This window comes from Kineococcus esterisolvens, from assembly GCF_050871405.1.
Classification (GTDB): domain Bacteria; phylum Actinomycetota; class Actinomycetes; order Actinomycetales; family Kineococcaceae; genus Kineococcus.
In genome coordinates, this window is record NZ_JBJLRI010000023.1 from 41257 (window position 1) to 53524 (window position 12268).

The window sequence follows — 12268 nt, forward strand, 5'->3', positions numbered from 1 at the left end:
TGCCCCGGGCCGGTGCGGGTGCTCAGAGGGAGCTGCCGACCAGGACGGCCAGGTCGACGAGGCGGTTGGAGTAGCCCCACTCGTTGTCGTACCAGCCGACGACCTTCACCTGGTCGCCCATGACCTTGGTCAGGCCCGAGTCGTAGATGCAGGACGCGGGGTCGGTGACGATGTCGCTGGAGACCAGCTCCTCGTCGGAGTACACCAGGTACCCCTTCAGCGGACCCTCGGCGGCCGCCTTGTAGGCCGCGTCGACCTCCTCGACGCTGACCTCGCGGCTCAGCGTCACCGTGAGGTCGGTGGCCGAGCCGGTCGGGACCGGCACGCGCAGCGCGTAGCCGTCCAGCTTGCCCTTGAGCTCGGGGAGCACCAGGCCGATGGCCTTGGCCGCACCGGTGCTGGTGGGCACGATGTTCAGGGCGGCGGCGCGGGCGCGGCGCAGGTCCTTGTGCGGGCCGTCCTGCAGGTTCTGGTCGGCGGTGTAGGCGTGCACCGTCGTCATCAGGCCGCGCTCGATGCCGAAGGCGTCGTTGAGGACCTTCGCCAGCGGCGCCAGGCAGTTCGTGGTGCACGAGGCGTTGGAGATGATCGTGTGCTTGGAGGGGTCGTAGTCGCCGTCGTTGACACCCATGACGACGGTGACGTCGTCGTTCTTGGCGGGTGCGGAGATGACGACCTTCTTGGCGCCCCCGGCGACGTGCGCCTTGGCCTTCTCGCCGTCGGTGAAGAAGCCGGTGGACTCGATGACGACGTCCACGCCCAGGTCGCCCCAGGGCAGCTTGGCCGGGTCGCGCTCGGCCAGGACCTTCACGGTGCGGGTGCCGACCACGATGGAGTCGCCGTCCACGCGCACGTCCTCGGACAGCTTGCCCAGGACCGAGTCGTGCTTGAGCAGGTGGGCCAGCGCCTTGGCGTCCGTGAGGTCGTTGACCGCGACGACCTCGATGTCCGCGCCGGAGGCCAGTACGGCGCGGAAGAAGTTGCGGCCGATGCGGCCGAAGCCGTTGATGCCGACCTTGGTGGTCATGCGCTCTCCTCCTCGACGCACCGGGAGGCCCCGGCCGCGTCAGCTCTGCGGTACTCGTCATGTGCTGCGCCCGCCGCAGCGCCGCGGCGACGGCACGACCCTATGGCCTGCGTCACGTCCGGGTGCAGCCGGGGCTGCCCCCGTGGTGCGCGAACCCCCTCGCAGAGGGGCCCCGGCGCTCCGCCCTCAGGCGTCCAGCATGTCCGGGGTGAGGCCGGAGTCGGTGCCCGGGACGCCCAGCTCCCCGGCCTTCTTGTCGGCCATCCCCAGCAGCCGGCGGATGCGCCCGGCGATGGCGTCCTTGGTCATGGGGGGGTCGGCGAGCTGGCCCAGCTCCTCCAGGCTGGCCTGCTTGTGCTCCAGGCGCAGACGGCCGGCCTGAAGCAGGTGGTCGGGCACGTCGTCGCCCAGCAGCTCCAGGGCCCGCTCCACGCGGGCGCCGGCCGCGACGGCCGCGCGCGCCGAGCGGCGCAGGTTGGCGTCGTCGAAGTTCGCCAGGCGGTTGGCGGTGGCGCGCACCTCGCGCCGCATCCGCCGCTCCTCCCAGGTCATCATCGCGTCGTGCGCGCCCAGGCGCGTCAGCAGCGCGCTGATGGCGTCCCCGTCGCGCAGCACGACCCGGTCCACGCCCCGCACCTCGCGGGCCTTGGCGGCCAGCTCCAGCCGGCGCGCGGCGCCGACCAGCGCCAGCGCCGCCTCCGGGCCCGGGCAGGTGACCTCCAGCGCCGCGGACCGGCCCGGCTCGGTGAGCGAGCCGCGGGCCAGGAACGCCCCGCGCCAGGCGGCCTCGGCGATCTGGGTGGAGGAGGAGACGATGTGCGAGGGCAGCCCCCGCACCGGGCGCCCGCGGGTGTCCAGCAGGCCCGTCTGGCGGGCCAGGGACTCGCCCTCGCGCGCCACGCGCAGCACGTAGCGGGTGGCGCGGCGCAGCCCGGAGGCCTGCACCACGAGCAGGTCGCTGGGGTGGCCGAAGACGTCGGCGATGTCGCGCCGCAACCGGCGCGCGATCGAGGCGGAGTCGAGCTCCGCCTCGATGACGATGCGCCCGGAGACGATGTGCAACCCGCCGGCGAAGCGCAGCATCACCGACACCTCGGCCTTGCGGGCCGCGGTCGTCGTCACCGGCAGCCGGCTCAGCTCGTCCTTGACCGCCGCCGTCATCGCCATGCCCAGTCCTCCTCGGACCTCGCGTCCCCCGGCGGCGCGCACCGCGCCACCTGCTGCCTGCTCGTGCGCCCACCGGCCCCGCTGCGGGCCGGCGTGCACCGGTTCCCGCGCTCCCGCGGGCCGGCCGGCCGCCGCGCTCACGGCCGCCCCCACGGTGCCACCCCCGCGGCCCCGCCGGGCACCGCGGGGCCGGCGAACACGTCCCGGTAGGCGGCCGCCAGCCGCAGCGCGTCGTGGCGGGCGGTGCCGTCGCCGATGGACACCGGGCGCAGGACGAGCTCGGCGCCCAGCCGGGCCGCGGCGGCCGCCAGCGCGGCGGGGTCGGCCACGGCGACGGGGTCGGCGACCACGGCGTCCACCCGCAGGCCCGGCGCGTGGGCGGCCAGCACCTCCAGGTGCGCCTCGGCGCTGAAGCCGTCGGTCTCCCCCGGCTGCACGGCGAGGTTGAGGGTGACGCACACCCGCGCGCCGGTGGCGCAGAGCGCCTGCGAGAGGGCGGGGACCATGAGGTGCGGCAGGACGCTGGTGAACCAGGAGCCCGGCCCCAGGACCACCCAGTCCGCGGTGCGCACGGCGTGCACCACCTCGGGCGGCACCGGCGGGTCCGGGGGCACCAGCCGCACGGCGCTGACGCGGCCGGTGGTGGAGGCCACCGCGACCTGGCCGCGCACGGCGGTGACGGCCGTCGCGTCGCCGGGCACCAGCCCCACCACGTCGGCCTCGATGTCCAGGGGCACCGCGGCCATCGGCAGCACCCGCCCGCGGGCGCCCAGGAGGCGGGCGACCCAGTCCAGGCCGCTCACCTCGTCGCCCAGCAGCTCCCAGAGGGTGGCGATGAGCAGGTTGCCGGTGGCGTGCTGGTGCAGCCCTCCGGTGCTGTCGAAGCGGTGCTGGAGCACGTCGCGCCAGGTGCGGCCCCACTCGGAGTCGTCGCACAGCGCCGACAGGGCCATCCGCAGGTCGCCGGGGGGCAGGACGCCCAGCTCGCGGCGCAGCCGGCCGGAGGAGCCGCCGTCGTCGGCGACGGTGACCACGGCGGTCAGCCGGTCGGTGAGGTGGCGCAGGGCGGACAGGGACGCGGACAGGCCGTGGCCGCCGCCGAGCGCCACGACGGCCGGGGCGTCGGAGGGGGCGGTGCGCAGGGGCACCGCGCCGGTGACGGGCAGGGGGCCGGTGGGCAGGCTCACTCGCGCCCCAGGTCGCGGTGCAGGACGCGCACCCCCACGCCGTCGCGGCGCAGCCGTGCGCCGAGCTCCTCGGCCATCGCGACCGAGCGGTGCTTGCCGCCGGTGCAGCCGAACGCGATGGTCGCGTAGCGCTTGTTCTCGCGGCGGTAGCCGGTCAGCACCGGCTCCAGGGCCCCGGCGTAGCGCTCCAGGAAGGGCGCGGCCCCCTCGGCGGCGAGCACGTAGGCCGAGACGGGTGCGTCCTGGCCGGTCAGGGGGCGCAGCTCCGGCTCCCAGTGCGGGTTGGGCAGGAAGCGCACGTCGGCGATGTGCTCGGCGTCGGCGGGGGTGCCGTACTTGAAGCCGAAGCTCATGACGGTGACGCGCAGGTCGTCGGTGCCCTCGGCCTCGAACAGGGAGGACACGAGCGCCCCGAGCTGGTGGACGTTGAAGGAGGAGGAGTCCACGACGACGTCGGCGCGCGAGCGCAGGTCGCCGGTGAGGGCGCGCTCGCGGGCGATGCCGTCGACGATGCGGTCGTCGCCCTGCAGGGGGTGGGGCCGGCGCACCGACTCGAAGCGGCGCACCAGGACCTCGTCGGTGGCGTCGAGGAACAGCACGCGCGGGGAGACGTGGCGGGTGTCCAGAGCGGCGAGGGTGCCGGTGAGCTCGGCGAAGAAGCTGCCGCCGCGCACGTCGACGACCACGGCGATGCGCGGCACCGTCAGGCCGGCGCGGGCGGCCAGCTCGGCCAGCGGTTCGAGCATCTGGGGCGGCAGGTTGTCCACGACGTACCAGCCGAGGTCCTCCAGCGCCTTGCCCGTGGTGGAGCGGCCCGCCCCGGACATGCCGGTGATGATGAGCAGCTCCGGGCGGCGGGCTCGCGCCGGGGCGGGGCCCTCCGCCCCAGGCTGCGCGGCCGGGCCCGGTTGCTGCTGCTGTTGCGGGGCAACGGGGTCCGGGCCGGAGGGCGGAGCGCCCGCGGGAGCGTGCGTGCGGTCGTCGGCCGGGGGTTCCACGGGCGTCATCCTGTCACCCCGGGCGTGTCGCGCGCGACGAGACCAGCACGCTCCGCTGTCGAGAAGTCACGGCGCGTCCGCTTCACGTCGCGAGGTCGGGAGCTGGAGGCATCAGTCGAGCAGCTCCCCGGTCGCGGTGTTCACCGCCGGCTCGGCGGTCGGCGCCCCGGCGAGGGCCTCGACCACGGCCGCTGCCGTGCGCGGGCCCACCCCGGGCACGGCCGCGACCTCCTCCACGCTGGCCGCGCGCAGGCGCTTGACGGAACCGAAGTGCTTCAGCAGTGCGGCTCGACGCGTCTGCCCAAGGCCGGGCACGCCGTCCAGGGCGCTGGAGGTCATGGCCCGGCTGCGCCTGGAGCGGTGGTAGGCGATGGCGAAGCGGTGGGCCTCGTCGCGCACGCGCTGCAGCAGGAACAGCCCTTGGCTGCTGCGCGGAAGCACCAGGGGGTGCTCCTCCCCCGGCAGCCACACCTCCTCCAGCCGCTTGGCCAGCCCGCACAGGGCGACGTCGACGACACCGGCGTCGGCGAGGGCGCGGGCGGCGGCGTCCACCTGGGGGCGGCCGCCGTCGACGACGACGAGGTTGGGGGTGTAGGCGAAGCGGCGCGGCCGGCCGGTGTCGGGGTCGGGGCCGGCGGGCGCCTGCGCGTCCGGTGCGCCGTCCACCGGCCGGGCCCCGTCCACGAGCTCGACGACGACCCCCGCACCCTCCTTCGGCACCTCGGCGTCCTCGGCGTCCTCGGCGGGGCGGGACGCACCCGCGTCCCCCTCGGAGCGCGCTCGCCTGAAGCGGCGGGTGAGCACCTCGCGCATGGCGCGGGTGTCGTCCACGCCACCCTCGTCGCCGCGCACCGCGAAGCGGCGGTAGTCGGCCTTCTTGGGCAGGCCGTCCTCGAAGACGACCATGGAGGCCACGACGTTCGTCTCCTGGGTGTGCGAGACGTCGAAGCACTCGATGCGCAGCGGCGCCTCCTCCAGCCCCAGGGCCTCCTGCAGCTCCTGCAGCGCCTGGCTGCGGGTGGTGAGGTCACCGGCGCGGCGGGTCTTGTGCAGGGCCAGCGCCTGGGTGGCGTTGCGCTGCACCGTGTCCATCAGGGCCCGCTTGTCGCCGCGCTGCGGCACGCGCAGGTCCACCCGGGAGCCGCGCAGCTCACCGAGCCAGTCCTCCACGTCGGACTCGCGGGTGGCCGGCAGGTGGGGCACGAGGACCTCGCGGGGCACGGCCTCACCGCTCTCGCCGCCGTACACCTGCAGCAGCAGCTGCTCGACGAGCTCGGGCGGGCCGACGTCCTCGACCTTCTCCACGACCCAGCCGCGCTGGCCGCGCACCCGCCCGCCGCGCACGTGGAAGACCTGCACGGCGGCCTCCAGCTCGTCGTCGGCGACGGCGAACACGTCGGCGTCGGTGGCGTCGGGCAGCACGACGGCGGACTTCTCCAGCGCCTTCTGCAGGGCGCCGAGGTCGTCGCGCAGGCGGGCCGCGCGCTCGAAGTCCAGCTCGGCGGCGGCTGCGCGCATCTCGCGCTCGGTGCGGCGCACGAAGCGGGCGGTGTTGCCGGCGACGAAGTCGCACAGGTCGCCGGCCAGGGCCCGGTGGTCCTCGGTGGAGATGCGGCCCACGCAGGGCGCGGAGCACTTGTCGATGTAGCCGAGCAGGCAGGGCCGGCCGGAGGCGGCGGCGCGCTTGAAGACCCCGGTGGAGCAGGTGCGCACGGGGAAGACCCGCAGCAGCAGGTCGACGGTCTCGCGGATGGCCCACGCGTGCGTGTAGGGGCCGAAGTAGCGGGTGCCCTTGCGCTTGGCGCCGCGCATGACCTGCACGCGCGGCACCTCCTCGCCCATGGTCACGGCCAGGTAGGGGTAGGACTTGTCGTCGCGGTACTTGACGTTGAAGCGCGGGTCGAACTCCTTGATCCAGGAGTACTCCAGCTGCAGCGCCTCGACCTCGGTGGACACCACCGTCCACTCCACGCTCGCGGCGGTGGTGACCATCGCCAGGGTCCGCGGGTGCAGTGCGGAGGGGTCCTGGAAGTAGTTCGCCAACCGCTGCCGCAGGCTCTTGGCCTTGCCGACGTAGACCACGCGCCCGGAGGGGTCGCGGAAGCGGTACACACCGGGCTCGTCGGGGACCTCCCCGGGCTTGGGGCGGTAGGTGGCGGGGTCGGGCACGCCTAGAGGCTAAGCCGGGGCCCCGACGCGGGGGCCCGGGGCCGGCGGCCCGGGCCCCCGGTGCCCCGGGCCGCTCAGCGGACGGGGACCGCCAGCCGCTGCACCGCGGCGCGCGCGGCGGTCAGCCCGTCCCCGGCGCCTGGGACGGGGCCGTCCTCGACGCGGACCAGCCCGGCGAGCGCCGCGCCGCCGGCCTCCTCGACCGCGAGCGGCAGGCTGGCGGGCAGTCGCAGCACGGCGTCGTCCAGGACGCGCACCGGAGCGGGCACGCCGAGGGCTGGCAGCTCGGCCAGGACCAGACGCCGCAGGGCGGCGTCGTCCGCCCCGCTCAGCTCGTCGCCGGGGGCGGCCAGCTCGGCGCGCAGGACGGCCCCGCGGGCGGACGCCAGCGTGCGCGGTCGCCACGCGCGGGCGGAGGTCAGCCGGCGCACGCGGGGCCCGGGGGCGGCGGCGGTGACGTCGTGGGCGCGGGGGCCCACGACGGCTCCGTCGGGGGCTTCGACGAGCAGGTGCACCAGGTGCGCGTCACGGCTGCTGGTCACGGCGACGACACCGGGCGGCAGCAGGCGCCGGTGGGTGGGCAGGGCGTCGACGACACCGCGGCAGGCGAGCAGGTGCTCGCCGGTGGCGTCCTGGACGCGCACGGCTGCCACCCGGCCGTCCTGCACGTGCAGGCCGGTGGCGGTGGCGCCGGTGAGCACCAGGGCGCCGCGCGCGCGCAGCCGGCGGGCCAGCTCGGCCCACAGCGCACCGGTGCCGGCGACGGGGCTGAGCACCTCGGGTCCTCGGCGCGGCACCCGGGGCCGGTGCCCGTGCGGGGCGAGGGCGTGCCGGGCGCGGGTGCGTTCGACGTGCCCGCCGCTGAGGTCCAGCCACTGGGCCACGACCTGCGGGGCGGCGTTCACCGCGAGCCCGGGTGAGCTCAGCGAGTGCGGCAGGCCCCACAGCTGCACGGACCGGGCCAGGCCGCCGACGGCGTCGGCGGTCTCGACGAGCACAACTTCGAGGCCGGCGTCCAGCAGGGCCTCGGCGGCCGCCAGACCGCGCGAGCCGGCGCCGGCCACGACGACGGGCAGGCCCGCCCCCGTGCCGGCCTCCTGGCGCACGAGCGTGGGTGCACTCACAGGTTCCACTCCTCCCCCGCGCCGCCGGGTGCCGCGCTCCTGCGCGCGGCACCGGTTCCCCCGGCGCTCTCCGTCGACGTCCCGGCCCGCCCGCAGCGGGAGGGCCGAGGTGGGCAGTGTGCCAGGGCGTCGCGCGCACGGCGGTGCGTTCACCCGGAACGGCGCGTCTTCAGTACTCCCCGTAATCAAGAGCACACTGACAGTGGCGTCAGGGACGGCGTCCTGGACCCCGGCTCAGTCCGCCGAGCCGGGCTCGGCGAGCTTGCCCTGCCCCTTGGCCAGGGGCGCGTTCGGCAGCAGGTTGGCCGTGGCGCCCTGCAGCTTGGTGCCCAACGACCCCGTCACGACGTGGTCTCGCCCCTTCTGCAGCGCCTTGAACGCCTGCTCGGCGACGGTGGCGGGGTCGTCCTTGGCGGAGGTGTTCGCCATCTTCGTGTCCTCCATGCCGGCGCGCTCGAAGAACTCCGTGTCGGTGGGACCGGGCAGGAACGCGGTCACGACGACCCCCTTCCGCTCCAGCTCCTGGCGCAGCGACTGCGCCAGGGACTGCACGAAGGCCTTCGAGGCGCCGTAGACGGCCTGGTAGGGCGCGGGCACGCGGGCGGCCAGCGAGGAGGTGAAGAGGATCCGGCCCTCGCCCCGCTGCACCATCGCCCGAGAGGCCAGCTTGGCCAGGTGGACGAACGAGACCACGTTGAGGTCGATCAGGTGCAGCTCGGCCTCGAGGTCGGTCTCGACGAACTCGCCGCCCACCCCGACCCCGGCGTGGATCGCCACCGCGTCCACCGACCGCCCACCGGCGGTGGCGACCGCCCACAGCTGCTCGACGCCGGCGGCGGTGGACAGGTCGACCCGCACGGCCTCCACCCGGGCGTCGTCGGCCACCTCGGCCAGCTGCGCCGGCACCGCCGTGATGCGCTCGTCCTCGGCGGCCGCGAGCACGTCGTAGCCACCGGCGGCAAACCGCTTGGCCAGCTCCAGGCCGATGCCCGTGGAGGCACCGGTGACGACGGCGAACGGGCGGGTGGGGTCGGGACTGCTCACGGTGGCCTCCGGGGTCTCGGGCTGCGGGGTTCTCGGCGAGGGAGCGGTGTCCCTCCACCGCTCCCCTGCCCCCTGCAGCGCCGTGCATGCGCCCGGGGTCTCAGCAGGTGGCGACGAACCGCTGCAGCACGCGCACGCCGAACCGCAGGGCGTCCAGCGGCACCCGCTCGTCGACACCGTGGAACATCCCGGCGAAGTCCATGCCGGCGGGCAGCCGCAGCGGCGCGAACCCGTACCCGCGGATGCCCAGGTGCGAGAACGACTTGTTGTCGGTGCCGCCGGACAGGCAGTACGGCAGCACGGCAGCGCCGGGGTCCTCGGCCTCCAGCGCCGAGCGCATCCGGTCCACCAGCGGCACGGCGAAGTCCGTCTCCAGGGCCACGCTCTCGTTGACCGTCTCCACGTCGACGCGCTCGCCGGCCAGCTCCCGGATCGTGGCCAGCAGTTCCTCCTGGCGCCCGGGCAGGAACCGGCAGTCCACCAGCGCCGTGGCGGTGCCGGGGATGACGTTGTGCTTGTACCCGGCCTCCAGCAGCGTCGGGTTGGCGGTGTTCTGCAGCGTGGCCCCCACCCAGCGGGCGGTGGTGCCCAGCGTCGCCAGCAGCGCGGAGGGGTCGTCCTCGTCGAAGGCCACACCGGTGATCTCCGAGACGCCCCGCAGGAACTGCCGCACGGTGGCGGTGTACTCGATCGGCCACTCGTGCGCGCCGATGCGCGCCACGGCCGCGCACAACCGGGTGACCGCGTTGTCGGTGCCGACCTGCGAGCCGTGCCCGGCGCGGCCGTGCGCCACGAGCCGCAACCAGGCCAGACCCTTCTCGGCGGTCTGCAGCAGGTAGGCGCGCCGGCCGTCGAGGTCGACGGAGAAGCCGCCGACCTCGCTGACGGCCTCGGTGACCCCCTCGAAGAGGTCGGGCCGGTGGTGCACGAGCCACTCCGCGCCCTGCACCCCGGCGGCCTCCTCGTCGGCGAGGAACGCCACGACGAGGTCGCGCGGGGGGCGCTGCCCGGTGCGCGCCAGGTCGCGCACGACGGCCAGCAGCATCGCGTCCATGTCCTTCATGTCCACGGCGCCGCGGCCCCACAGGCAGTCGTCGGCGATCTCGCCGGCGAACGGGTCGACGCTCCAGTCCGCTGCCCGGGCCGGCACGACGTCCAGGTGCCCGTGCAGCAGCAGGGCGCCGCGCTCGGCGGTGCCGCGCTCGTCGCCGGGGATGCGGAGCACGACGTTGCCGCGCCCGGGGAAACCCTCGACGTACTCGGGCTGCAACCCCACCTCGTGCAGCAGGGTGGCCACGTGCTCGGCGGCGGCCCGCTCGCCCGGGCCGGAGCCGTCGCCGGGGTTGGAGGTGTCGATGCGGATCAGGTCGCGGGCCAGGTCGACGACCTCGTCCTGGGCCACCTGCCGGGCCCGCGCGGACAACCCCGCGACCTCCCCGCTCGCCCGGCCGTCGTCCGTCGCGTTCCCCTGTGCGCTCACGCGCGCCACGCTAGACGCCGCCCGCCCAGCGCGCGGAGCGGGCCGGGCGCGGACGGTAACGTCCGCGTGCCATGGGAACCCCACCACCCGGCGTGGCCGCGCCGGCGCGCCCGGCCGGCGCGCACGAGTGGACGGGCGAGGAGCACCGCGGGGTGACCGACGCCGTCCACGACGCGCTCCTGGAACTGCTGATGAGCCGCGGGGTCGAACCCGGCGCGGCGCTGCGCACGCAGACCCTCGCCGACCGCCTGGGGGTCTCGGCCACGCCGGTGCGCGAGGCGCTGGCGCGGCTGGAGGGCACGGGTCTGGTGGTGCGCAGCGCCCGGCGCGGGTACCGGGCGGCGCCGCTGCTGTCGGCGCACGAGCTGGCCCAGCTCGTCGACGTGCGCCTGCTGGTGGAGCCGGGCAACGCCGAGCGCGCCTGCGACCGCGCCGACGACGCGTTCGTCGCCCGGCTGCACGCTGCGGTCGAGAAGCAGCGGCACGCCCCCACGGGCCCCGGCTACAGCGGGTTCAAGGACTACCTGGCCGCCGACTGGGCCTTCCACGAGCTCGTCGCCGAGGGCACCGGCAACCCGTTCATCGTGCGCACCCTGGACTCCTTCCGCGGGTTCGTGCAGCGTCTGCACCAGGTGGAGCAGCACGTGCCGGACTCCGCGGAGAGCGTCGCCGAGCACGAGGCGATCGTGCGCGCCTTCGAAGTGCGCGACCCGGCAGCGGCGGCCGCGGCGATGCGCGTGCACCTGGAGGGGGTGCTGGCCAGGGCGACCACGGACTGACCCCCGGCGGGGGGCCACGACTGCGGGCACCCGGGCGCGCCGCCGGCCGTTGACAGCTCGGACGGCGTGAGGCAGTCTGATCCCCGTCCTGATTTTCTATAGAATCTGGGACCCCGGGTCCCGATGGAGCGAGACGTGAGCGACGACGCCGCACAGCCCACCCAGCGCACGACCGTTTTCGACGGCTACCCCGAGGTGCTGACGCGCGAGAACTGGCCCATCACGGTGCCGATGATGCCGCACCCCGGCGTGCTGCCCGACGGCACGACGGTGCAGGACCAGCCGGCCGAGGGCTGGGCCGCGACGCTCGAGGTCATGGTCGACGCCGGGTACACGAGCATCGACCCCACCGACACCTGGATCCGCATCGCGGACCTCTCCCCGGAGCGGCTGCAGGAGTTCGCCCGCACCGTGCGCGCCGCGGGCCTGAGCATCCCGGCGTTCTCCACCTCCCGCCGCAGCGTCATGGACCACGAGAAGGCCGACGAGAACCTCGCCTACTCGCACCGCGCGATCGACGCCTGCGCCGCCATCGGCATCCCGCTGGTCAACTTCGGCTTCATGCGCGGCTTCACGCCGGCGCAGGCGAAGGCGCTGTGGTTCTGGCTGGAGCCGGGCTACTCGGACGACTTCTCCGACGAGGCGCGCCGCACCGCGGTCAAGAAGATCCAGGAGCTCGCGAAGCACGCCCAGGAGGTGGGCGTGCAGATCGCGCTGGAGATGTACGAGGACACCTACCTCGGCACGGCCGACTCTGCCGTGCAGTTCATCCACGAGGTCGGCTACGACAACGTCGGCCTGAACCCCGACTTCGGCAACATCTGGCGCCTGCACCGTCCCGTGGAGCCGTGGGAGGAGATCGCGGCGAAGATGCTGCCGCACACCAACTACTGGCACCTGAAGAACTACTACCGCGACGAGGAGCCCGGCACCGGCTCGGTGCGCACGCACCCCGCGCCGCTGGAGTTCGGCACCATCAACTACCGCAAGGCCATCGCCATCGCGATCGAATCCGGCTTCCGGGGCGCGTTCTGCGTGGAGCACTACGGCGGCGACAGCATCAGCGTCGGCGCCACCAACCGCGAGTACATCCGGCGCGTGCTGCCCAAGCAGACGCCCTGGGCCCCGTTCCGCACCCTCTGAGCGATCGAAGGAGACCGTTCGAATGACGAAGATCTTCGGGGACCCGTCCTCGTTCGTGGACGACGCGATGGCGGGGTTCTGCGAGCTGTACGCGCAGTACGTGCAGCCGGTGCCGCACGGGGTGATCCGCTCGACCGCCACGCCCGAGGG

At 75.0% G+C, this 12268-nt stretch carries 10 protein-coding genes; 2 read left to right on the top strand and 8 right to left on the bottom strand.

The features are described 5' to 3' along the window. Positions 1-22: 22 nt before the first annotated feature. The 8 genes from gap to ACRYR8_RS09840 form a co-directional block, all read right to left on the bottom strand. Positions 23-1027 carry a type I glyceraldehyde-3-phosphate dehydrogenase gene (gene gap, locus ACRYR8_RS09805; protein WP_432484291.1) on the bottom strand — a complete coding sequence of 335 codons (1005 nt, stop codon included), beginning with the start codon at positions 1025-1027 and terminating at the stop codon, positions 23-25. Between the two features lie 186 nt (positions 1028-1213). Beyond that, positions 1214-2194 carry a DNA-binding protein WhiA gene (whiA, locus tag ACRYR8_RS09810; RefSeq protein WP_432484299.1) on the bottom strand — a complete coding sequence of 327 codons (981 nt, stop codon included), beginning with the start codon at positions 2192-2194 and terminating at the stop codon, positions 1214-1216. A gap of 137 nt (positions 2195-2331) precedes the next feature. After that, positions 2332-3489: a gluconeogenesis factor YvcK family protein gene (locus ACRYR8_RS09815; RefSeq protein ID WP_432484300.1), complete on the bottom strand. Its 1158-nt coding sequence runs from the start codon at positions 3487-3489 to the stop codon at positions 2332-2334. Next, positions 3378-4388: an RNase adapter RapZ gene (rapZ, locus tag ACRYR8_RS09820; protein ID WP_432484292.1), complete on the bottom strand. Its 1011-nt coding sequence runs from the start codon at positions 4386-4388 to the stop codon at positions 3378-3380. Before rapZ ends, ACRYR8_RS09815 begins: the two co-directional genes overlap by 112 nt. Before the next feature lie 102 nt (positions 4389-4490). After that, entirely contained in the window at positions 4491-6548 is a 2058-nt protein-coding gene (uvrC, locus tag ACRYR8_RS09825) for an excinuclease ABC subunit UvrC (protein WP_432484293.1), read from the bottom strand. 74 nt (positions 6549-6622) lie between these two features. Beyond that, positions 6623-7672, bottom strand: a complete 1050-nt coding sequence (locus ACRYR8_RS09830; protein WP_432484294.1) for an FAD-dependent oxidoreductase — start codon at positions 7670-7672, stop codon at positions 6623-6625. Positions 7673-7906: 234 nt separating this feature from the next. Continuing rightward, the gene (locus ACRYR8_RS09835) at positions 7907-8716 is read right to left on the bottom strand and encodes an SDR family NAD(P)-dependent oxidoreductase (protein ID WP_432484295.1); all 810 of its coding nucleotides are present in this window, start codon (positions 8714-8716) and stop codon (positions 7907-7909) included. A 100-nt stretch (positions 8717-8816) separates the two neighbouring features. Beyond that, positions 8817-10139 (bottom strand): M20/M25/M40 family metallo-hydrolase, encoded by a 1323-nt coding sequence (locus tag ACRYR8_RS09840; protein WP_432484301.1) that lies wholly within the window; start codon positions 10137-10139, stop codon positions 8817-8819. Between the two features lie 128 nt (positions 10140-10267). Between ACRYR8_RS09840 and ACRYR8_RS09845 the strand changes: the two genes are divergently transcribed. Together ACRYR8_RS09845 and ACRYR8_RS09850 are read left to right on the top strand one after the other, a co-directional pair. Next, positions 10268-10975, top strand: a complete 708-nt coding sequence (locus ACRYR8_RS09845; protein ID WP_432484296.1) for a GntR family transcriptional regulator — start codon at positions 10268-10270, stop codon at positions 10973-10975. A gap of 231 nt (positions 10976-11206) precedes the next feature. Next, positions 11207-12118, top strand: a complete 912-nt coding sequence (locus ACRYR8_RS09850; protein ID WP_432484302.1) for a sugar phosphate isomerase/epimerase family protein — start codon at positions 11207-11209, stop codon at positions 12116-12118. The last annotated feature ends 150 nt before the right edge of the window (positions 12119-12268 follow it).